Here is a 20285-nt window from a genome sequence, read left to right as displayed (position 1 = left end):
GACCATGACCATGCTCAATCTCAAACGCCCCGCGCCGCGCCGTCCCGACGGGGAAGGCAGCGTGCAGGTCCATCTCGACGAGGACATGGGCATCGACACCGCCAAGGTGTTCGCCGTGTACGGCAAGGGCGGGATCGGCAAGTCGACGACCTCGTCGAACCTGTCCGTGGCGTTCTCCAAGCTCGGCAAGAAAGTGCTGCAGATCGGCTGCGATCCCAAGCACGACAGCACCTTCACCCTGACCAAGCGCCTCGCGCCGACCGTCATCGACGTGCTCGAAAGCGTGGACTTCCACACCGAGGAGCTGCGCCCCGAGGACTACATGTTCGAGGGCTATAACGGGGTGATGTGCGTGGAGGCCGGCGGCCCGCCCGCAGGCACGGGCTGCGGCGGCTATGTCGTGGGCCAGACGGTGAAGCTGCTTAAGGAGCACCACCTGCTCGAAGACGCCGACGTGGTGATCTTCGACGTGCTCGGCGACGTGGTGTGCGGCGGCTTCGCCAGCCCGCTCCAGCACGCCCATCGCGGACTGATCGTGGCGGCGAACGATTTTGATTCGATCTTCGCGATGAACCGGATCGTCTCGGCGATCACGGCGAAGTCGAAGAATTACGAGGTGCGCCTGGGCGGGGTGATCGCCAACCGCTCGAAGGCCACCGACGAGATCGACCGGTTCGCCGACCAGACCGGGCTGAGGCGGCTCGCCCACTTCCCCGATCTCGACGCGATCCGCCTGTCGCGCCTGAAGAAGAAGACGCTGTTCGAGATGGACCGCGAGGATCCCGAGATCGCCGCGGTTCAGGACGAGTATCTGCGCCTGGCCGCCATGCTGCTCGACGGGGTCGAGCCGTGCGTGGCGAGCGCGATGAAAGACCGCGAGATCTTCGACTTCCTGGGGTTCGACTGATGGCTGGCGCGACCTACCAGCAGCGCCGCGACGCGCTCGAGACCTATTTCGACCGCACGGCGTCCGAGGCTTGGGCGAAGCTCACCTCCGACGCGCCGGTCAGCGGCGTGCGCGCCAAGGTGCGCGCGGGCCGCGACATGATCCGCGACACCATCCTCGACTGGCTGCCCGCAGAACTCGGCGGCGAGAGCGTGCTCGACGCGGGCTGCGGCGCGGGCCAGCTCGCCTTCGCCATGGCTGAGCGCGGCGCGGACGTCGAGGCGGTCGATCTCGCCTCCACGCTTCTGGACATCGCCGCCGAGCGCGCGCCTGAGCATGTGCGCGAGCGGGTGCGCTTCCGCGCCGGCGACATGCTCGATCCCGACGGTGCGCCGGTCGACCGGGTGGTCGCGATGGACAGCATCATCCACTACCGGCCCGACGACATGACCGACATGATCGCCGGGCTCGCCTCCCGGGCGCGCGAGCAGGTGATCTTCACCTTCGCGCCGCGCACACCGATGCTCACCGCGCTGTGGCTGGCGGGCAAGCTGTTCCCCAAATCCGACCGCTCCCCGGCCATCGTGCCGGTGTCCGAAGCGGGCCTGCGCCGGCGCATCGCCGACCATCCGGGCCTTGCAGGCTGGACGGTCGGACGCACCGTCCGGGTCGACGAGTTCTTCTACATTTCCCAGGCGATGGAGCTCAGGCGCGCATGACCGACCGGGCTTCCGAGAACGCGCGCCGCTGGGCGGAGCTGGTCAAGGCCATGCTCCCCTTTGCGGACGTCGCGACGAAGGAGCTTCCGCTCGGGCGTCTTTTGCGCCTGTCGCTGTTTCAGGTCTCGGTGGGCATGGCCGCGGTCCTGCTCACCGGCACGCTGAACCGGGTGATGATCGCCGAGCTCGGCGTGCCCGCCTGGCTCGTCGCGCTGATGGTCGGCCTGCCGCTGGTCTTCGCGCCGCTGCGCGCGCTCATCGGGTTCAAGTCCGACTATCACGCCTCCGCGCTCGGCTGGCGGCGCGTGCCCTATATCTGGTTCGGCTCGCTGATGCAGTTCGGCGGGCTCGCCATCATGCCGTTCGCTCTGCTGCTGATGGGCGGCAACACCGACGCGCCGGCTTGGCTCGGCCCGGCCGCCAGCGCGCTCGCCTTCCTTCTGGTCGGCGCGGGGCTTCACACCACCCAGACCGCGGGCCTGGCGCTCGCCACCGATCTCGCCGACGAGGCTGACCGGCCGCGCGTGGTGGCGCTGCTCTACGTCATGCTGCTAGTCGGCATGCTCTTAAGCGCGATCGTGATCAGCCTTCTGCTCGCCGACTTCTCCGAGATGCGCCTCGTTCAGGTCATCCAGGGCGCGGCCGCGCTCACCATCGCGCTCAACATCGTCGCGCTCTGGCGGCAGGAGGCGCGCGCGCCGGCCCTGACCGCCGCGGATCGCGACCGCCCCGCCTTCGCCGACGCCTGGAAGGCGTTCGCCGCCGGCGGGCGCCCGGCACGTCTGCTGATCGCGGTGGGCCTCGGCGCTGCGGCCTTTTCGATGCAGGACGTGCTGCTCGAACCTTATGGCGGCGAAGTCCTCGGCTTGTCGGTCGCGGGCACGACGCTGCTCACCGCGCTGTGGGCGCTGGGCGCGCTGGCGGGCTTCGGTCTGGCTGCGCGCGGACTCGGCGCGGGCCAGGACCCGCACCGGCTCGCCGCCTACGGCATGGTGATCGGGGTCTTCGCTTTCGCCGCGGTGATCCTGTCCGACCCGCTGGGCTCGCCGCTCTTCTTCCGCGTGGGCGCGGTGCTGATCGGGCTCGGCGGCGGATTGTTCTCGGTGGGCACGCTGACCGCGGCGATGGAGCTCGGCGAGGCGAACGGATCGGGCCTGGCGCTGGGCGCCTGGGGCGCGGTCCAGGCGACCGCCGCCGGGATCGCCGTCATCGCCGGCGGCTCGATCCGCGATCTGGTGCACGCTCTGGCGGAGGCCGGAACCCTCGGCCCGGCCTGGCAGGGCCCGGCGGTGGGCTACTCGGTCGTCTATCACATTGAAATCGGTTTGCTGTTCGCCGCGCTTGCAGCGATCGGCCCGCTCGCCCGCCACGCCGGCGGCGGCGGACAACGCAGATCCGGGAAATTCGGGCTCGCCGAGTTTCCGGGTTGAGGGCTGAAAAGGAGGCCTGACCATGTCTGGTGGAATCATCAACGGCTCGTTCGATCTCACGACGCTTCTGTTCATGGCGTTCGTGCTCTTCTTCATCGGACTGGTCTTTTATCTGCGCCGCGAAGACCGGCGCGAAGGCTACCCGCTCGAGACCGACAACCCGGCCAAGCTCGAGACCCCGGGCGCGGTCTGGTACCCGACCCAGAAGGAGTTCCGTCAGGCCGACGGCTCGGTTTCCTTCAAGCCCGACGGCAAGCGCGACCCCGCCGCCGACAAGATGAAGCGGCTCGCGGTCTGGCCGGGCTCTCCGTCCGAACCGGTCGGCGATCCGATGACCTCGGGGGTCGGTCCCGGCGCCTACGTGCTGCGCGAGGACAAGCCGGACGTCACCCATGAAGGGCTGCCGAAGATCGTCCCGATGCGCCTGCTGCCCGATTTCGACATCGCCAAGGGCGATCCCGATCCGCGCGGCATGGCCGTGATCGGCGCGGACGGCGAGACCGCCGGCGTCATCAGCGACGTCTGGGTCGACCGGGCCGAGGCGCTGATCCGCTATCACGAAGTCGAGCTGGCCGAGGGCGGACGCAAGGTGCTGCTGCCCTACGCCTTCGTGAACATTCACGGCAAGGCGCGTCAGGCCAAGGTCAAGGCGATCCTGGCCGGCCAGTTCGCCGGCGTGCCCGCGCACGCCTCGCCCGACCAGGTCACCCGGCTCGAGGAAGACAAGATCAGCGCCTACTACGCCGGGGGCCTCCTCTATGCGACCTCCGACCGTCAGGAGCCCTGGATCTGATGTGCGACCCCGACAAGATCAAACCTGAGCCCATCCCCGGCCTGCCTGAGGAGCTTCCCAAGGGCGAACGCCTGCTCTGGCAGGGTGCGCCGGAATGGAAGTCGCTGGCCATGCACGTGTTTCACGTTCGCGCCGTCGCGATCTACTTCACCGTGATCGCGATCTGGAAGGCCTGGGCGAGCCTGGCCGCCGGCGCCGGGGCGGCCACCGCCGCCCTGGACGTGGTGTCCGTCGCGCTTCTGGCCGTGGCCACGCTGGGGCTGCTGTCCCTTCTGGCCTGGCTGATCGCGCGCTCGACCATCTACTCGGTGACCAGCGAACGGGTGGTGATCCGCGCCGGCGTCGCCCTGCCCAAGGCGGTGAACATCCCCTTCAAGGTGGTCGGCTCGGCCGCCCTGAAGGTCCGCAAGGGCGGGGACGGCGACATTCCGCTCCAGCTCACCGGTCCCGACCGGGCGGCTTACGTGCAGCTCTGGCCGCATGTCCGCCCCTGGCGGGTGCTGCACGCCCAGCCGATGCTGCGCGGCGTGCCCGACGCGGCGAAGGCCGCCGAGATCCTGGGCGCCGCTCTGGCCGAAAAGGCCGGACAGCCCGCCCGCAAGATCGCGGTTGAAACCGAAACCCCCGGCCGCCAGGCGGCGGCGATGGGAGGCGGCGCCGCGCTCGCCAACAGCTGACCCGTAAAGGACGGGATCGAACGCCATGACCAAGCAGGAAGTCATCCATCGCCGCGCCGTTCAGGGCCTGATCGTCATCGTGATCGCCACGATCGCGATGGTCGGGATCGTGCAGCTCAACGGCGGCCCGACCGTCTATGAACCCCGCACGCCGGCGGTCGCGGCCGCCGAGCTGCGCTTCACCGACGAGCCCGGCGGCGTCGTCGCGGTCTGGGATGCGGGCACCGGCGCGCGCCTGCTCGATTACGGCGAGAACGAAGGCGTCTTCGTACGCTCGGTCATGCGCGGGGTGGCCCGCCAGCGCCGCATGCGCGGCTACGGTCCGGAAACCCCGGTCCGGCTGAGCCGTCACGAGAGCGGAGACGTCTGGCTGACCGATCCGGCCAGCGGCGTGCAGATCTATCTCGGCGCGTTCGGCCCGGACAATGTCGGGCTTTTCGAGGCGCTGCTCGACCGCCACGCCGCGGTGACCACCGCCCGCACCGAAGGAGCCGCCCCATGAGCCGCGCGCCCCGCCGCTTCGACGTGCCCTGCACGATCGAGGTCGAACACACCAACGAACATCTCCACGCCCATGTGGCGCTGGACGGCGAAGTGCCGATCTTTCCCGGCGACAAGGTCCGCGTGCACGGCGAACCGATCCGGGTCGAGTTCGGCGAACGCGCCTCCTACGCCCGCACCGCCACGGTGATGCGCGCCGGCTGGCTCGGCCGGCAATGGACACGCTTCCTGGCGAGCCTGGAGATCACCGAACTCTACGAAGTCAGCTTTTCGGCTGGGAGGAAGCTATGAACGCCCATGTGAAAGAGACCGCCGCGATGAAGGCGGCGCGCGAGGCGAACGAGACCACGCGCATGGCCCAGGAGACGACCATGCTGTCTCCGCGCTTCTACACCACCGATTTCGAGGAGTTTGACGCGCTCGACGTCGAGCCGGTGCGCGCCGAATGGGACAAGCTGATCGAGGATCTCGAGAGCGACCCCAACAAGGGCCATTTCAAGCGCACCGAGGCCTTCGACAACGCGCTGACGAGCCTGCCCGAGGAACTCCAGAAGGAGTTCGTGGACTTCCTGGTCAGCTCGCTGACCGCGGAATTCTCCGGCTGCGTGCTCTACGGGGAGATCGTGAAGAACACGAAGAACCCCGACACCCGCAAGCTCTTCAAGTACATGGCGCGCGACGAAAGCCGGCACGCCGGCTTCATCAACACCTGCCTGAAGGATTACGGGATCGGGGTGGATCTGGGCTTCCTGACAAAGACCAAGAAGTACACCTTCTTCAAGCCCAAGTTCATCTTCTACGCGACCTACCTGTCCGAGAAGATCGGCTATGCACGGTACATCTCGATCTACCGCCAGCTCGAGCGCCATCCCGACAAGCGCTTCCACCCGATCTTCGCGTGGTTCAAGGAGTGGTGTAACGACGAGTTCAAGCACGGCGAGGCCTTCGCGCTGATCATGCGCGCGAACCCCAAGCTCCTGACCGGGCTGAACGTGCTGTGGATCAAGTTCTTCCTCACCGCCGTGTACTCGACGATGTATGTGCGCGACCACGCCCGGCCGCACTTCCACAAGGCGCTGGGCCTCGATCCGACCGAGTACGACTACCAGGTGTTCTCGATCTGCAATCAGATCACCCGCCAGGTCTTCCCGATCGTGCTGGACATCGACAATCCGAAGTTCCGCACCAAGCTCGAAAGCTTGCGCAAGGTGATGGACCGCATGTGGGCCGCCAAGGAAGAAGGCGGGATCATGGGCGCGCTCAAGCGCGGCGTGTGCGGGGTGCAGGCCGCGGCGATCTTCGCCGGGCTCTACTTCATGCCCACGCTGAAGAACGAGGCTCCGGCGGACGTTCGCCTGCAGCCGGCCTGGTGAGGCGCCGCTGATGGAGCTGATCGCGCCGATCCTGGCCATGATGGTGCTCTGGTGGGCCTCCACCGGCGCGATCTTCGTGCTGGGCGAGCGCAGCGATTTGGCGCGCACCGTGGCCATGATCGTGGTCAGCGTGCTGGCCGTCGCCGCGCTCGGCGTGGTCTGGGGCTTGCGCGACGTGACGGGTCCGGCCGCCGCCTATGGCGGCGCTCTGGCCGCGCTGGTGATCTGGGCCTGGCACGAGATGAGCTTTCTGTTCGGATACGTGACCGGCCCCAACCGGGCGCCCTGCCGGCCCGAAGCGACGGGCTGGCCGCGCTTCCGCGAGGCGGCGGCGACCCTGATCCATCACGAGATCGCGCTGGCGGCCACGGTCGTGGTGCTCGGCCTTATGAGCCTGGGCGCGGCGAACGCGGTGGGGTTCTACGTCTTCGGGCTTCTGTTCGTGCTCAGGCTGAGCTCCAAGCTCAATCTGTTCCTGGGCGCGCCGCATTTCACCGACGAGTTCCTGCCGCGCCGGCTGGCCTATCTGCACAGCTATTTCAGCCCCAGACCGGCCGGGCTGTTCTTCGTGCTCACCACCATCTCGATCAGCGTGGCTGCAGGGCTTCTGCTCTGGGGCGCTGCGACCGCGGAGACCGCGTTCGCGGCCGCCTCGCTGGGCCTGCTCGGCACGCTCGCCGCGCTCGGCGCGATCGAGCATCTGTTTCTCGCCCTTCCGCTGCCTGACGCGGCGCTGTGGCGTTGGCTTCTTCCGGCGCGGGACCCGCGCCGGTCGCCCGATCTTTGACGGGAGGGGGATCGATGGACTTCGAAACGTTCTTCAAAGGCGAACTCGCCGGGCTCAAGGCCGAAGGCAATTACCGCGTCTTCGCCGACATCGAACGGCGCAAGGGGTCCTTCCCCGTCGCCACGAAATACGACGGCGAGGAAAAAAGCGAAGTCACCGTCTGGTGCTCGAACGACTATCTGGGGATGGGCCAGCACCCGTCCGTGCTCGGCGCCATGCACGAGGCCCTCGACCGCTGCGGCGCAGGGGCGGGCGGCACGCGCAACATCTCGGGCACGAACCATTACCACGTCCTGCTCGAGCGCGAGCTCGCCGACCTTCACGGCAAGGAGGCGGCGCTTCTGTTCACCTCCGGCTATGTGTCGAACTGGGCGGCGCTGGGCACGCTGGCCGCGCGCATTCCCGGCTGCATCGTCCTGTCCGACGCGCTCAATCACGCCTCGATGATCGAAGGCATCCGCCATTCGCGCGCGGAAAAGCACGTCTTCGCCCATAACGATCCTGAAGATCTCGACCGCCGTCTTAGCGCGATGGATCCCGACCGGCCCAAGCTGGTCGCGTTCGAGTCCGTCTATTCGATGGACGGCGACATCGCCCCGATCGCGGAGATCTGCGAGGTCGCTGAGAAACATGGCGCGATGACCTATCTCGACGAGGTGCATGCGGTGGGGCTTTACGGCCCGCGCGGCGGCGGCATCGCCGAGCGCGAAGGGCTGATGGACCGGTTGACGGTGATCGAAGGCACGCTGGGCAAGGCCTACGGCGTGCTGGGCGGGTATATCGCCGCCTCCACCGCGCTGTGCGACTTCATCCGCTCCTTCGCCTCGGGCTTCATCTTCACCACCGCCCTGCCGCCTGCGGTCGCCGCCGGCGCGCTGGCGGCGGTGCGTCATTTGAAGGTGTCTGAGATCGAGCGGATGCGTCAGCAGCGCAATGTCCGGCTGGTGCGCGAGCGCCTGGCTCAGATCGGCATCCCGACGCTCGACAATCCCAGCCATATCGTGCCGGTGATGGTCGGCGATCCGGTCAAGTGCAAGCGCATCAGCGACTGGCTGATGGCCCGGCACGGCATCTATGTGCAGCCGATCAACTATCCGACCGTTCCCAAGGGATCGGAACGTCTTCGCATCACGCCCTCGCCGGTGCATACCGAGGACGACATCGACCGCCTGGTCGCAGCCCTTTCGGAACTCTGGTCGGAATGCGCCCTGAACAGACACTTCGACGTCGCCTAGACGGCGCGGCCGCTTCAGGCGGCTCCCGCGGCGACGATCGCGTCATCCCCGCCATCGGCGAGGACGGTGAGCGCTTTCCCGTGGGCAAGATGGACGCGCACCGGCGCGGACTATTGCACGACGCGGTGTCGGTCTTTGTCTTCGACGGGCCGGACATGCTCGTCCAGCGCCGGGCGGCGGGGAAGTATCATTGCGGCGGGCTGTGGGCGAACGCGTGCTGCACCCATCCCGACTGGGGCGAGGACGCTGCGGCCAGCGCGCGCCGGCGTCTGCGCGAGGAGCTGGGGATCGACCTGCCGCTGACCGAAGTCGGCCTGACGGTTTACCGCGCCGATGTCGGCGGCGGTCTGGTCGAGCATGAGCGGGTGCGGATCTTCCGCGCCTCGGCCGACCGGGCGGCGCTTCGCTTCGATCTCGATCCCGACGAGGTGTCGGAAGTGCGCTGGGCGAGCCCGGCCGCGCTGATCGAGGAGGCGCGCACCGCGCCCGGCACGATCGCGCCCTGGCTGAAAGTCTATCTCGATCGCTGGGACACGCTGGGGCTCTAGGCCCGGCGGTTCATGACGGCGCAAAGAAAAAGGGCGTCCGCGGGTAGCGGACGCCCGTTTGTTTTTCGGCCCGTGTGAGGCCGGGGTGCGGGACCGCCTGGAACGTTCTTGGTCGATCATGATCGCCCAAAACGCTCCAGGTCTTTGGTCTATAGCCTTTTCGAAACGCGAAACCGGTTCCCGCTTTCGCTGAAAAGGCTTTAGAGCGGCCGCGCGATCCCGTTCTCGCTGGCCCAGAGGAACCAGTTGTCCACGACCGTGCCGGTGATCAGGATGCCGATCCCGCCGGTCAGCGTGGTCAGCACCGCGAACCACCAGGCCCAGCGGTGGATGGATTCCATCGTGGCGTTGAAGCCCATCGTCCAGCGCCAGAACAGGGCGGCCCGTTCGGTCGCCGTGCCCCGGTCGGAGATCTGCTCGATCTCCCGGTCGCCGCCGAAACGGCCCACCGCCAGGATGGTCGCCCCGTGCATCGCGAACAGCAGCGCCGACCCGTACAGGAAGGCGATGGAGAGCATGTGGAACGGGTTGTAGAACAGGTTCCCGTAAAGCAGCGAGAAATTGTTCGTCCAGTCCAGGTGCGGGAAGATGCCGAACGGCACCGCCTCGGCCCAGCTGCCCATCAGCCCCGGCCGGATGAAGCCCAGCACGAGATACAGGAAGATGGCCGAAGCGAACGCCCAAGCCACGTGCGTGCCCATGCCCAGCTGGATCGCCCGGCGGTAGGTGCGCACCCACCACAGGATGATCGAGGCGGTCAGGAAGAAGCCGGCCAGGATCCACCATCCGCCCTCGTTCAGAGGCACGAAGGGCTGGAAGCCGTACTCAGGTCCCGGCGGATCGAGCGAGAGCCAGAAGAACTCCCGCATGAAGGCGATCGGATCCCAGTTCACCGAGGCGAGCATGTTCAGCCCGATGATCTCGATGGCGATGAAGCCGCAGATCAGCGAGAGCACGCCGGTGTACCCCAGATAGATCGGGCCGATCTGGGCGTTGCCGATCCGGCCGATCAGGTGGCTGAAGCCGCCCTTGCCGGTCCGGTCCTCGTCGCCCTTGGGCAGATCGACGCCCGGTTCGACCGGGCCCCTGACCTGAACCTGAGTGAAGATGTTCTGATAAGTCGTCATATCGGTTTCTCCGCTCAGCTCCAGATCGGCAGCTCGCGCCACCAGTTCCACCAGTCGGGCCAGGAGCGGACCCACGGGCCGGAGATTATCATGCAGACCGCGCTCCAGAAGCCCGCCGACAGCGCCAGGAACAGACCCAGCCGGTGAATCCCGAGCGGGCCGATCGAATAGCCCAGAATGTCACGGAAGAAGGTGTCTTCGTGATCGGGGGTCTTCACCGTCTTGCCCTTGCCCGGATTGGTCGCAGACAGGACCAGGGCGCCGTGCAGGGCGAGCGCGAAGCACGTCACGAAGAAGAAGCTCACCGCGATCATGTGCGCCGGGTTGTAGTGGAAGTTCACGTACGTGTAGCCGACGTTCGAGACCCAATCGAGGTGGCTCATGATGCCGTAGGGGAAGCCGTGCCCCCAGGCGCCGAGCAGAAGCGGCCGGAACACCACCAGGGTGGCGTAGGCCAGGATCGCGAAGCCGAAGGCGACCGGCACGTGATAGCCGATCCCCAGCTTTCGGCAGATCTCCACCTCGCGGAGCGCCCATGAAATGAACGCACCGAGCGCGCAGATCGTGATGATCTGCCACAACCCGCCTTCGCGCATCGGGGCGAGCGCCAGCCCGTATTCGAGAGGCGGGGGCTGGATGTCGATCAGCCAGGGGTTCCAGGTGTCGCCGAGCGAGGCGGCGAACAGGATCAGAGCGGTGCCGAGGACGGAAAAGAAGATCGTCGTGACGCCGAAGAAGCCGACGAAAAACGGCCCGATCCAGAAATCGAACAAGTCTCCACCGATCAGCGTCCCGCCGCGGACCCGATATTTGCGCTCGTAACTCAATAATGCCATTGCACTATCTCCGTTATCGGTCGCCCGGGCGGCGCCGGGCGCTTTCGCGCCCGGCCCCGCTGTACGGCCGTCAGGATTGACCGGACGCCGGCAGGCGTCCGGCTCGCCACCCGTTAAGAGCGGCGCCTAGCGCCGGCCAACGTGCTAGACGTTGGCCGACTCCATCGTGATGGCGGCGGAACCGCCACCGGCCGCGCCGTCGATCCAGTTGTACCTGTCCGAAGAGAGCAGGATGAAATGGATCAGAAGCGCCAGGGTGAACAGGAAGGCGAAAAGTGCGATCAGCACCCTACGCGGATCGAACAGAAGCCAGATCTTCCACATAGTTTCGTCCTCCTACCCGAGCCACGGACGCCAGAACCACACCAGCACGTGTGCGATAATGGCGATGACCGTGAAGCCGATGAAACTCGAGACGAAGATTCCGTGGAATTCCTTCGCCTCGGTGTCCGTCAGGCCGGACATCGAGTCTCTACTTTCAGTCATGAGACTTTCCTCCATGAAGCGCCGCGGCGGACCGCGGCGGGTGAAAGCCGGAGCGCCGAAGCGCCCCGACGCTTCCCGGAACGGCCTGACCGGCCCGGAAAGAGGGTGGGAAAGGGTGCGGCGCGGTCATACGCCCTGCCTTTCCAATAGCGATTGTTCCGCCGCGCCCACGTGAGCGCGCGAGACGCGGGAGCCGCCCTCGGCCCTGGCGCGGGCTTCGGCGGCGTCGCGCAGGCGTTTGGCTGCGGAAATGCGGGTGAGGATCGGCTGGCGGTCGACCAGGGCGTCCAGCGCCTCGCGAGCGTCGGCGTCCCAGGCGAGCGTGCGCTCGAGCCGGGCGGGCGTGGCCGGCGCGCGGTCCATGTCGGTGGCCAGCGGCAGGATGTGGAAGAGCGCGTCGAACAGGGCGTTGCAGACTTCCTGAACGATGTAGGTCGCGCCCGCATAGCCCATGAAGGGCGTGCCGGTGGCCCGCCTGATCACCGCGCCGGGGAAGGAGGCGGGGATGTACATGCTCCGCGCCCCGGTCTCGGCGAGATACATGCGCTCGTTGAAGCTGCCGAACAGGATGAAGGGCGGGGTCTCGTGAATGGACCGCCGGACCGCTTCGTTGTCGGGCTTCTTGCCGGCGCTGCGGCCGTAGGCGAAGGCGCACGGAAGGCCCATCTCGTCTTCGAGGAAATGGCGCAGGCCGCGCGCATAGGTCTCGTTCGCCACGACGCCGAAATTGGCGGTGCCGAAGAAGTCCTGGGTGACCGAGCGCCACAGATCCCAGAGCGGTTTGATCGTGGTGTGCTTCTCGCGCTCGATGAAAGGCTCGACGTCCAGGCCGAGCGTCTCGCCCAGCGCGCGCAGGAATTTCGTGGTCGAATGCAGCCCGATCGGCGCCTGCAGGTAGGGCATGTCCAGCGCCTCGCAGAGCAACCGGCCGTACTCGCGGTACATGCAGATGTTCGCGTCCGCATCGACCAGGCGCGGCATGTTCGCCAGATGGCTGCCCAGCGGGCAGACCATGTTCACCTCCGCGCCGATCCCTTCGACAAGGCGGCGGATCTCGGCGAGGTCGGAGGGCGTGTTGAACATGCCGTAGGCCGGGCCGATGATGTTCACCCGCGGCTTGTCGCCTTCCTTCTTCGGCTTGGGCTTGGGCCGCTTGCCGTGCTTGGCGCCGTACTCGGTCCACAGCCACAAAAGCGCGCGATCCGCGCTCTGCCACTGGTCCTCGTCGATGGTGCGCGGCAGGAAGCGGTGGATGTTCAGCCCTTCGGGCGTCACCCCGCCGCCGATCATCTCGGCGATCGATCCGGTGACCACCACGGCGGGCAGGTCGGGATCGAGGGATTCGTGGGCGCGCTTCATCGCCTCTTCGGTGCCTTCGCCCATTTCGGTCTCGGACAGGCCCGTGACGACGATCGGCAGTTCGTGCGGCGGCAGCGCGTCGGTGTAGTGCAGCACCGAGGTCACGGGCAGGTTCTCGCACCCGACCGGTCCGTCGATGACGACCTGCAGGCCCTTGATCGCCGTGAAGACGTAGACCGAGCCCCAGTAGCCGCCGGCTCTATCGTGATCGAGCACTAGCATCCTGTCGGCGCCTCGATCGCTTTTTCGCGCGCCTGCTCGGCGGTCATCCGCTTGCGGCGCTCTTTCATGCGGAAGGTGCGCACGTCCTGGGGGATCTCCTCCCAGACGCCCGCGGCGTGACCGGTCCCGACGCCTTCGAAGAAGTCGCGCATCTCGTCGAAGCGGGCCTTCGACTTCATCGCCGCGTTCACCACGTCCCCGAGCGAGCCGGCGCCGGCCGGACCCATGAGCGGGCGGGCCGAGATGAGATTGGTGAAGTAAAGCGAGGGGACGGCGGATTCCTTGACCTTCTGGACCACCGGCGTGGTGCCGATGGCGAGGTCGGGCTTGAACTCGTCGAAGGCGGCGAGGTCCTGTTCGAGCGAGGCGCGGAACTGCACCTGCACGCCCCTGGCCTCGAGCCATTCGCGGTCGGCCGCCGACCATTCGGTCTTCGGACAGGCCGTGCCCACATAGCGCACGTCCGCGCCGCTCTCGATCAGCAGCCGGGCGACCAGAAGCTCCGAGCCTTCGTAGCCCGACAGCGTGATCCGGCCCTCGATCGGCTTGGCCGCGAGCGCGCCCTTGATCGCGGGCAGCACAGCCTGCTTGGCCGCCTCGATATCCTTGCGCGAGACGTTGGCCGCCTCGCCGATCGCTTCGAGCCAGGAGGCGGTGCCGTCCAGACCCACCGGCGCGGAGCCGACTATTCTGCGGCCGGCGGCTTTGAACTCGCGAACCGCCGCCGTGTAGAACGGATGGATCGCGCCCACCACCGGGCTTTCGAGCGCGGCGTAAAGCTCGCGCCATTCCCGGGTCGGCACCACGGGGCCGGCGGACAGGCCCATCGGCTCGAGCAGCCGGCCGATCACTACCGGATCGGCGGGGAACATCTCGCCCAGAAGCGTCACGGCGGGCCGGTCGTCGCGCGGACGGTCGGGCGCCTGGACCGGGCCGAGCTCGGCCTCGGTGCGCGCATAGTTCAGCATCGCGCCGGCCAGCACGTCCTTGGCCTCGGCGTGGGTCGGCACGCCGAAGCCCGGCACGTCGATGCCGATGATCCGGACGCCGTTGATTTCCTTGGGCAGCAGGCGCAGCGGCACGCCCGACGCGGTCGGGACGCACAGATTGGTGATCACCACCGCGTCGTATTTCTCGGGGTCGGCGATGTCGTGGACCGCGTCGCGGATGTCCTCGAACAGCTTGCCGGTGACCAGCGTCTCGGAGTTGAACGGCACGTAGCCGACCGTCCGGCGCGCGCCGTAGAAGTGCGAGGTGAAGGTCAGCCCGTACACGCAGCACGCCGAGCCCGACAGGATCGTCGCGGTGCGCTTCATCCTCAGGCCCACACGCAGCGAGCCGAAGGCGGGGCACATCGATTGCGGCTGGTCGTGCGGGCCTCTGGGATAGTCCTTCTCGAACTGCTCCATCAGCTCGGCGTTGCCCGCCGCCTCGGCCTGGGCGCGCATCTTCTCCGCGCCGGCGTGGCAGCCCGCCCCGTCGTCCTTGCCCGGCTCGCCGCCTAGCGGAACCGCCGCCGGGTTTTCCAGCTCGGCGGCCAGATCGGGCGCGGGCGCCGGGCCGGTGTTGTCGAGCTCGGCTTCGGCCGCGCCGTCATAGCGCAGCTCGCCGCCGGGGCGCTTGTTGATGAGGTTGAGCGTCTTGGCCATCAGCGAAGCTCCCTCAGACGTCGTCGTAAACGACTTCGAGCGAGGGCTTTTCGACATGGTTCTTGCCGGCCATGTCGGCGGCGGTGGCGGGCTCCATGCCGAAGCCTTCGGCTTCTTCGGAATCGAACAGGCCCAGAAGCCCGTCCTGATCGAGCGGCGTGGGGTGGATCGGCGGCGCTTCGGCCACGTTCAGTCCCAGCTCGGCGAAGAGCGGGCCCCAGGGGGAGTCCGGCTTGCCGATGATCTCGTAATTGGCGGACTTTCTCCGGATGTCGTCATCGGCCGGGATGGCCGCGAGCACCGGGATGCCGACCTTCTCGGCGAAGGCCTGCGCCTCGCCGGTGCCGTCGTCCTTGTTGATGACCATGCCGGCCACGCCGACATTGCCGCCCAGGCGCCGGAAATACTCCACCGCCGAGCAGACATTGTTGGCCACGTAGAGCGATTGCAGGTCGTTGGAGCCGACCACGATCACCTTCTGGCACATGTCCCGCGCGATCGGCAGGCCGAACCCGCCGCACACCACGTCGCCCAGGAAGTCCAGGAGGACGTAGTCGAAATCCCACTCGTGGAAGCCGAGATTCTCCAGAAGCTCGAAGCCGTGGATGATGCCGCGTCCGCCGCAGCCGCGGCCCACTTCAGGACCGCCCAGCTCCATCGCGAACACGCCGTCGCGCTTGAAGCAGACATCGCCGATGGTGACGGCCTCGCCGGCTTCCTTCTTGCGCGAAGAGGTCTCGATGATGGTCGGGCAGGCCCGGCCGCCGAACAGAAGCGAGGTGGTGTCGGATTTCGGGTCGCAGCCGATCAGCAGGACCTTCTTGCCCTGCTGGGCCATCATGTAGCTGAGATTGGACAGGGTGAAGGACTTGCCGATCCCGCCCTTGCCGTAGATGGCGATGATCTGGGTCTCTTTTTTCACCGGACCGGTGTGCACCGGATCGGGCTCTTGCGCGGCTTCATGGCGAAGCGCGTCGCCCTGGTTCGATCCGCCGCCGGGCTTGAAGTCGCCGTCCATCATGAGGGTCTCCAGTCCAAGATCATCTTCAGGCAGCCGGCGTCGGAAAAAGCCGTGTGGTAGGCCTCGCCGGCGTCATGGGGTGCGCTGTGGTGGGTGATCAGCCCGTCGAGCGACAGCGCGCCGCTCGCGAGCAGGGCGTTCACCCCGGCGACGTCGCCGGGATTGAACTCCGCCGCGGTGCGCAGGCGCGCCTCCTTCATGAAGGCCGGGGCGAAGTCGAAGCTCAGCCGGCCGGCGTAAAAGCCGGCGAGGACGATCTCCCCGCCCTTGCTCAGCCGCATGACCAGCGTGTCGAGCAGGGAGGAGTCCCCGCTCACGTCGTAGATCGCGCCGTAATCGCGCCGCGGATCGTCCTCGGGACGGACGACCTCGTAGCCGTCCGCGCCGTCCATCCGGGCGGGGTTGATCTCCCACACCGTCGGGGCGGGATGGCCGGCCGCGATCGCGATGCGCGCCAGAAGCCGGCCCAGCGCGCCGTGTCCGATGATGAGGTCGGGCGCGGGATGACCCGGCGCCATGGCGTGGTAGGCGGTCGCGGCCAGTGCCAGCAGCACCCCGCGCTCGCCTAGGTTTTCATCCACCGGGGTGACGCGCGCGCCGGGCAGGGTCACCCGCGAGGCGGAGCCGCCGAACAGGCCGCGCACCTCGCCGAAGCAATTGGCGCCGGGCACGAACACCCAGTCGCCCTCGCTGCGCCCCGAGGCCGGGCCGGCGTGAACCACCCGGCCGATAGACTCGTAGCCGGGCACCAGCGGATAGCCCATGCCGGGGAAGGGCGGCATCGCGCCCGACCAGAGCAGGCGTTCGGTGCCGGTGCTGACGCCGCTGAAAGCCACCTCGACCACCACGTCCTCGGCGGTCGGCTCGCTGATCGCGAGTCGGCTGAGAGCGATGTGTCTGGGCTTTTCAAGAACGACGGCGAGCGCGTCCAATTCAGCCTCCCCAGCTCCGTGCGCAAAGGCGCTACGTGATCTGTAAGCTTACATTGACACACTTAACAGTCAAATCAGATTTACTATCGAGCCGTAAGCACGCCGGCGATCAGGGGCATGCGGGCGCGGTGTCGGCGCACCGACGTGAAGCCGGCTTCACGGAGCATCCCGGCCAGCCGCTCGGCGGTGCGCGGGCGGCCCCGTCCCATCGCCATGAGGTAAAAGCCGAAATACGCCTCCCCCATCGGCGCGGCGCCCGACGCACCGGACATCGGCTCGGCCACGATCAGCGTGCCGCCCGGTTCGAGCGCGGCCCGGCATGCGCGCAGGAGAGCCATCACGTCCGCGTCGGAATGGTCGTGGATAATTCGCACAAGGCTGATGAGATCGGCACCTGCGGGCAGGGAATCGTCGAGGAAGCTGCCCGCATGGACCTGCGCCTGGTCCGCGAGCCCCTCGCGAGCCAGCCGCGCCTTCGCCCGCTCGGCCACGCCGGGCAGGTCGAACAGGGCGAGATCGAGACCGGGCGCACGCCGCGCCGCCTCGATGAGGAAGGCGCCTTCGCCCCCGCCGACATCCAGAAGGCGCTCAGCTTTGCGCGGATCGACGGCGGCGAAGACCTCGTCGGCGACCATGGGCAGGGTGGCGGCCATGAGCTCGGAATACGAGCCCGTCTCGCCGGCCTGCCGATCCTCGCGCCCGTACCCCCAATAGGCGGCGAGCTTTCCGTCGGCCTGTCCGCGCAGCACGGCGAGCGGATCGGTGAGATCTTCATAGAGCAGCCGGTGATGGGCGATCATCGCAGCAAGGCCGGGCTCGGCGACCAGAGGCGCGCCGAGCCGGCCGAGCGCGTAATGTCCGTCGCCACGCCGTTCGAGCAGCTCGATCGCGGCGGCCGCTTCGGCGAGGCGTTCAGCGCCGGGCCCGGGCAGGTCCGCATGCCGGGCGATGGCGTCGAGGCTTTGCGGGCCGTCCTTCAGGAACTCGAACAGATCGGTCTGCACGCACGCCAGCAGGGTCTGGGAGTAGACGAAGCCGGCGGTGAGATCGAACAGCTCGCGCGCGCTCTTGCGCGCCACGCCGCGAGTGGGCGCAAAGCCCTTCGCCCAGCGCCGGAAGCCCGGATCGCCGACGAGCCGATTGCGGAGATCGCCGAGGGCGGCGCGCCAGCCCATGCGGGCTCAGGCCGCGTCGACGGACAGATTCTTGGGCACCAGCCGCTTGGCCTGCGCGCAGACGAGCTCGCGCAGGGCGTCCGCGCCGTCGCATTCGGGAACGGACTCCGCCGCCTCTCCGACCAGCGCCTTGAGGCGCGCGACCGCGCCTTCAGGGCCCAGCTCGCGCACGCAGCTCGGCCGGCCGTGCGCGGCGTCCTGGCCCAGCGGCTTGCCGCCTTCAGCCCCGCCCAGCGCGTCCAGAAGATCGTCGGCGACCTGATAGGCCTCGCCGATCTTCTCGCCCAGCATGCGCCAGGGACCGGGATCGGAGCCTGCCGCAACCGCGCCGGCCATGGTCGCGCCCACGAAGAGCGCGCCGGTCTTGGCGCGGTGATAGGTCTCCAGCGGCGCGGCGGGTTCGCTTTCCCAGGCCTGACCGGCTGCGATGCCGCGCGGCGCGCCGACCGCGCCGGCGATCACGCCCATCAGGGCGGGCAGGCGGTGCGGGCTGGCCGCGCCGGCGCGCGCCACGGTTTCGAACGCCATGACGATCAGCGCGTCGCCCGCGAGGATCGCCAGCGGCTCGCCATAGGCGGCGTGCACGGACTTGCGCCCGCGCCGGGTCGCCGCGTCGTCGAACGCGGGCAGATCGTCATGAACCAGGGACGCGCAGTGCATCAGTTCGAGCGCGGCGGCCGCCGCGTCGGTAAGGGCCGGATCGGGATCGCCGCAGGCGCGCGCCACCGCGAGGCAGAGCCGCGGACGTACGCGCGCCCCGCCGGGAAACACCGAATAGTCCAGCGCGTCAGCAAATCGGGGCGGACAGGGCGCGGCCCTGGACCGGTCGACAGCGGCTCTCAGCGCCGCTTCAATCCGTGCGTCGGCCTCCATGCCCGAACCCTCCGAAGCTTGCAGGCGTCCATCGCGCCTGTCAGATTGAGTGTCATGAAGACTGGACACATGAGCCTTTCCTGTCAATGACGACGCCCGTCCGATCCGGGCCCGCCGTGGTGATCGGCGCTGGCGTGGGCGGGCTCGCCGCAGCGATCGATCTCGCCGCGCGGGGCCAGCCGGTCGTGGTGGTGGACGCCGGGGAAACCCCGGGCGGAAAGATGCGCGAGCTGGAGGTCGGCGGCGCGAAAATCGACGCCGGGCCCACCGTGCTGACCTATGCGAAAGGCTTCGAGGCGTTGTTCGCCGAGGCCGGCGCGTCGCTGTCCGATCATGTCACGCTCATCCCCGCTGACCGGCTCGCCCGTCACGCCTGGGACGATCAGGACGTGTTCGATCTTTACGCCGATTCTGAGCGCACGATCGACGAGGTGGGCCGGTTTTCCGGCGCGGCGCAGGCGCGGGCCTTCCAGCGCTTCCTCAAAAACGGCCGGGCGCTCTATGACGCGCTGGAGCGGTCCTTCCTCACTGCATCGCGCCCCAGCCCGCCGGGGCTGGTGGGCCGGATCCTGCTTGAAAACCCCAAAGGCCTTTTCGCGCTGAAGCCCTTCTCTTCGCTCTGGGACGTCTTGGGCGACTACTTCCCCGACGCCCGGCTGCGTCAGCTCTTCGGGCGCTACGCCACCTATTGCGGCTCCTCGCCGTTCGAGGCGCCCGCCACGCTGATGATGATCGCCGAGCTCGAACAGCGCGGGGTCTGGTTCGTCGCCGGCGGCATGAGCCGGCTGGCCGGGGCGATGGCCGATCTCGCCCGGTCGCTCGGGGTCGAGATCCGCAGCGGCGTCCGGGTCGAGGAAATCCTCGTCACCTCAGGCCGGGCCAGCGGGGTGAGGCTCGACACCGGCGAGACGATAACCGCCCGCGCGGTCGTGGCGAACGCCGACCCCGACGCGCTGCGAAACGGCCTGCTGGGGCGGGCGGCGGCCGCCGCCGCGCCCCGGCCCGCCGGCCCGCGCGGGCTGTCGGCGATCGTCTGGACGGCGACCGGCCGAGCATCGGGTTTCACACCGGACCGGCACAATGTCGTGTTCTCCCGCGACTATCGCGCGGAGTTCGACGCCCTGTTCGGCGAGGGCCGCATGGCTGACGAGCCGACCATCTATGTCTGCGCGCAGGATCGCGGCGCGGGCGCCCTGCCCGAGGGCGAGGAACGCTTTCTCATTCTCATCAACGCGCCCGCGGACGGCGAGACGCGCGCCTATCGCGCCGAGGAGACCGACACATGGCTGGCCAGAACGACTTCCCGGCTGAGCGCCTGCGGGCTGAGACTCGATCTGACGAGCGTGGAGACGACGCCGCCGGACCGCTTCGCGGCGCTGTTTCCGGGCTCGGGGGGCGCGCTCTACGGGCGGGCGATCCACGGCTGGAAGGCGGCCTTTCAGCGGCCGGGGGCGCGCTCGAAACTTCCGGGGCTCTATCTGGCGGGCGGGGGGACCCACCCGGGCGCAGGCGTGCCGACCTCGATGCTCTCAGGGCGCACGGCGGCGCGCTCGATCTTGGCCGATTTGGGTTCGACGCCGCAGTTCCGCCCGGCGGGTATCGCTGGGTCTACGCCGACGCGGTCAGCGACGACGGACGCTTCAGCCTCGTCCTGAT

The 20285-nt window shown here is 68.3% G+C and carries 22 protein-coding genes; 12 read left to right on the top strand and 10 right to left on the bottom strand.

What is annotated here, in order from left to right; translation table 11 throughout:
- The first annotated feature begins 4 nt into the window (after positions 1-4).
- From bchL to ABL308_03690, 11 genes are all read left to right on the top strand, one after another.
- Complete coding sequence (bchL, locus tag ABL308_03740) at positions 5-907, top strand: ferredoxin:protochlorophyllide reductase (ATP-dependent) iron-sulfur ATP-binding protein (GenBank protein ID XBQ16992.1); 903 nt, start codon at positions 5-7, stop codon at positions 905-907.
- Positions 907-1605, top strand: a complete 699-nt coding sequence (gene bchM / locus ABL308_03735; GenBank protein ID XBQ16991.1) for a magnesium protoporphyrin IX methyltransferase — start codon at positions 907-909, stop codon at positions 1603-1605. The genes bchL and bchM overlap by 1 nt, the downstream gene beginning before the upstream one ends.
- Positions 1602-3035, top strand: a complete 1434-nt coding sequence (locus ABL308_03730) for a BCD family MFS transporter (GenBank protein ID XBQ16990.1) — start codon at positions 1602-1604, stop codon at positions 3033-3035. Before bchM ends, ABL308_03730 begins: the two co-directional genes overlap by 4 nt.
- A 22-nt stretch (positions 3036-3057) precedes the next feature.
- Positions 3058-3828, top strand: a complete 771-nt coding sequence (puhA, locus tag ABL308_03725; GenBank protein XBQ16989.1) for a photosynthetic reaction center subunit H — start codon at positions 3058-3060, stop codon at positions 3826-3828.
- A complete protein-coding gene (gene puhB / locus ABL308_03720) occupies positions 3828-4505 on the top strand; it encodes a photosynthetic complex putative assembly protein PuhB (protein XBQ16988.1) in 678 nt (225 codons plus the stop codon). Before puhA ends, puhB begins: the two co-directional genes overlap by 1 nt.
- Positions 4506-4530: 25 nt before the next feature.
- A complete protein-coding gene (gene puhC / locus ABL308_03715; GenBank protein ID XBQ16987.1) occupies positions 4531-5007 on the top strand; it encodes a photosynthetic complex assembly protein PuhC in 477 nt (158 codons plus the stop codon).
- Positions 5004-5297: a hypothetical protein gene (locus ABL308_03710; GenBank protein ID XBQ16986.1), complete on the top strand. Its 294-nt coding sequence runs from the start codon at positions 5004-5006 to the stop codon at positions 5295-5297. Before puhC ends, ABL308_03710 begins: the two co-directional genes overlap by 4 nt.
- Positions 5298-5323: 26 nt before the next feature.
- On the top strand, positions 5324-6379 hold the full coding sequence (gene acsF, locus ABL308_03705) for a magnesium-protoporphyrin IX monomethyl ester (oxidative) cyclase (protein ID XBQ17710.1): 1056 nt from the start codon (positions 5324-5326) through the stop codon (positions 6377-6379).
- A gap of 10 nt (positions 6380-6389) precedes the next feature.
- Complete coding sequence (gene puhE / locus ABL308_03700; GenBank protein XBQ16985.1) at positions 6390-7166, top strand: putative photosynthetic complex assembly protein PuhE; 777 nt, start codon at positions 6390-6392, stop codon at positions 7164-7166.
- 14 nt (positions 7167-7180) lie between these two features.
- Complete coding sequence (gene hemA / locus ABL308_03695) at positions 7181-8401, top strand: 5-aminolevulinate synthase (GenBank protein XBQ16984.1); 1221 nt, start codon at positions 7181-7183, stop codon at positions 8399-8401.
- Positions 8402-8490: 89 nt separating this feature from the next.
- On the top strand, positions 8491-8949 hold the full coding sequence (locus ABL308_03690; protein ID XBQ17709.1) for an NUDIX domain-containing protein: 459 nt from the start codon (positions 8491-8493) through the stop codon (positions 8947-8949).
- A gap of 200 nt (positions 8950-9149) precedes the next feature.
- Here the strand turns inward: ABL308_03690 and pufM are convergent, their stop codons facing one another.
- The 10 genes from pufM to ABL308_03640 all read right to left on the bottom strand — a co-directional run bounded on the left by pufM (position 9150) and on the right by ABL308_03640 (position 18629).
- The gene (gene pufM, locus ABL308_03685) at positions 9150-10076 is read right to left on the bottom strand and encodes a photosynthetic reaction center subunit M (GenBank protein ID XBQ16983.1); all 927 of its coding nucleotides are present in this window, start codon (positions 10074-10076) and stop codon (positions 9150-9152) included.
- Positions 10077-10090: 14 nt separating this feature from the next.
- Positions 10091-10912 carry a photosynthetic reaction center subunit L gene (gene pufL / locus ABL308_03680; protein ID XBQ16982.1) on the bottom strand — a complete coding sequence of 274 codons (822 nt, stop codon included), beginning with the start codon at positions 10910-10912 and terminating at the stop codon, positions 10091-10093.
- 144 nt (positions 10913-11056) lie between these two features.
- Complete coding sequence (gene pufA, locus ABL308_03675) at positions 11057-11236, bottom strand: light-harvesting antenna LH1, alpha subunit (GenBank protein XBQ16981.1); 180 nt, start codon at positions 11234-11236, stop codon at positions 11057-11059.
- A gap of 12 nt (positions 11237-11248) precedes the next feature.
- A complete protein-coding gene (gene pufB / locus ABL308_03670; protein ID XBQ16980.1) occupies positions 11249-11398 on the bottom strand; it encodes a light-harvesting antenna LH1, beta subunit in 150 nt (49 codons plus the stop codon).
- Positions 11399-11524: 126 nt separating this feature from the next.
- Complete coding sequence (bchZ, locus tag ABL308_03665) at positions 11525-12979, bottom strand: chlorophyllide a reductase subunit Z (GenBank protein XBQ16979.1); 1455 nt, start codon at positions 12977-12979, stop codon at positions 11525-11527.
- A complete protein-coding gene (gene bchY / locus ABL308_03660) occupies positions 12973-14628 on the bottom strand; it encodes a chlorophyllide a reductase subunit Y (protein ID XBQ16978.1) in 1656 nt (551 codons plus the stop codon). The genes bchZ and bchY overlap by 7 nt, the downstream gene beginning before the upstream one ends.
- 13 nt (positions 14629-14641) lie before the next feature.
- Entirely contained in the window at positions 14642-15646 is a 1005-nt protein-coding gene (locus tag ABL308_03655) for a chlorophyllide a reductase iron protein subunit X (GenBank protein XBQ17708.1), read from the bottom strand.
- Positions 15646-16581 (bottom strand): chlorophyll synthesis pathway protein BchC, encoded by a 936-nt coding sequence (bchC, locus tag ABL308_03650; GenBank protein ID XBQ16977.1) that lies wholly within the window; start codon positions 16579-16581, stop codon positions 15646-15648. The genes ABL308_03655 and bchC overlap by 1 nt, the downstream gene beginning before the upstream one ends.
- Before the next feature lie 83 nt (positions 16582-16664).
- A complete protein-coding gene (locus ABL308_03645; GenBank protein XBQ16976.1) occupies positions 16665-17756 on the bottom strand; it encodes a methyltransferase in 1092 nt (363 codons plus the stop codon).
- Between the two features lie 6 nt (positions 17757-17762).
- Positions 17763-18629 (bottom strand): polyprenyl synthetase family protein, encoded by an 867-nt coding sequence (locus ABL308_03640; GenBank protein ID XBQ16975.1) that lies wholly within the window; start codon positions 18627-18629, stop codon positions 17763-17765.
- An 86-nt stretch (positions 18630-18715) separates the two neighbouring features.
- On the opposite strand from ABL308_03640, the gene crtD reads away from it, so the two are divergent.
- Complete coding sequence (crtD, locus tag ABL308_03635) at positions 18716-20284, top strand: 1-hydroxycarotenoid 3,4-desaturase CrtD (protein XBQ16974.1); 1569 nt, start codon at positions 18716-18718, stop codon at positions 20282-20284.
- The last annotated feature ends 1 nt before the right edge of the window (position 20285 follow it).

The organism is Oceanicaulis sp., from assembly GCA_040112665.1.
Lineage (GTDB): Bacteria > Pseudomonadota > Alphaproteobacteria > Caulobacterales > Maricaulaceae > Oceanicaulis.
The sequence above is the reverse complement of the archived record's forward strand: the minus strand, read 5'-3'. Positions and strand labels throughout refer to the sequence as shown.

Bases quoted from the DNA above. Each gene is read 5' to 3' on its own strand.
- pufB (XBQ16980.1), bottom strand. From the start codon at position 11,398: ATGACTGAAAGTAGAGACTCGATGTCCGGCCTGACGGACACCGAGGCG.
- ABL308_03730 (XBQ16990.1), top strand. From the start codon at position 1,602: ATGACCGACCGGGCTTCCGAGAACGCGCGCCGCTGGGCGGAGCTGGTC.
- pufL (XBQ16982.1), bottom strand. From the start codon at position 10,912: ATGGCATTATTGAGTTACGAGCGCAAATATCGGGTCCGCGGCGGGACG.
- bchM (XBQ16991.1), top strand. From the start codon at position 907: ATGGCTGGCGCGACCTACCAGCAGCGCCGCGACGCGCTCGAGACCTAT.
- ABL308_03645 (XBQ16976.1), bottom strand. From the start codon at position 17,756: ATGGGCTGGCGCGCCGCCCTCGGCGATCTCCGCAATCGGCTCGTCGGC.
- bchY (XBQ16978.1), bottom strand. From the start codon at position 14,628: ATGGCCAAGACGCTCAACCTCATCAACAAGCGCCCCGGCGGCGAGCTG.
- ABL308_03655 (XBQ17708.1), bottom strand. From the start codon at position 15,646: ATGGACGGCGACTTCAAGCCCGGCGGCGGATCGAACCAGGGCGACGCG.
- puhA (XBQ16989.1), top strand. From the start codon at position 3,058: ATGTCTGGTGGAATCATCAACGGCTCGTTCGATCTCACGACGCTTCTG.
- bchL (XBQ16992.1), top strand. From the start codon at position 5: ATGACCATGCTCAATCTCAAACGCCCCGCGCCGCGCCGTCCCGACGGG.
- acsF (XBQ17710.1), top strand. From the start codon at position 5,324: ATGAAGGCGGCGCGCGAGGCGAACGAGACCACGCGCATGGCCCAGGAG.
- ABL308_03690 (XBQ17709.1), top strand. From the start codon at position 8,491: ATGGACGCGCACCGGCGCGGACTATTGCACGACGCGGTGTCGGTCTTT.
- pufA (XBQ16981.1), bottom strand. From the start codon at position 11,236: ATGTGGAAGATCTGGCTTCTGTTCGATCCGCGTAGGGTGCTGATCGCA.
- ABL308_03710 (XBQ16986.1), top strand. From the start codon at position 5,004: ATGAGCCGCGCGCCCCGCCGCTTCGACGTGCCCTGCACGATCGAGGTC.
- pufM (XBQ16983.1), bottom strand. From the start codon at position 10,076: ATGACGACTTATCAGAACATCTTCACTCAGGTTCAGGTCAGGGGCCCG.
- puhB (XBQ16988.1), top strand. From the start codon at position 3,828: ATGTGCGACCCCGACAAGATCAAACCTGAGCCCATCCCCGGCCTGCCT.
- hemA (XBQ16984.1), top strand. From the start codon at position 7,181: ATGGACTTCGAAACGTTCTTCAAAGGCGAACTCGCCGGGCTCAAGGCC.
- ABL308_03640 (XBQ16975.1), bottom strand. From the start codon at position 18,629: ATGGAGGCCGACGCACGGATTGAAGCGGCGCTGAGAGCCGCTGTCGAC.
- crtD (XBQ16974.1), top strand. From the start codon at position 18,716: ATGACGACGCCCGTCCGATCCGGGCCCGCCGTGGTGATCGGCGCTGGC.
- puhC (XBQ16987.1), top strand. From the start codon at position 4,531: ATGACCAAGCAGGAAGTCATCCATCGCCGCGCCGTTCAGGGCCTGATC.
- bchZ (XBQ16979.1), bottom strand. From the start codon at position 12,979: ATGCTAGTGCTCGATCACGATAGAGCCGGCGGCTACTGGGGCTCGGTC.
- puhE (XBQ16985.1), top strand. From the start codon at position 6,390: ATGGAGCTGATCGCGCCGATCCTGGCCATGATGGTGCTCTGGTGGGCC.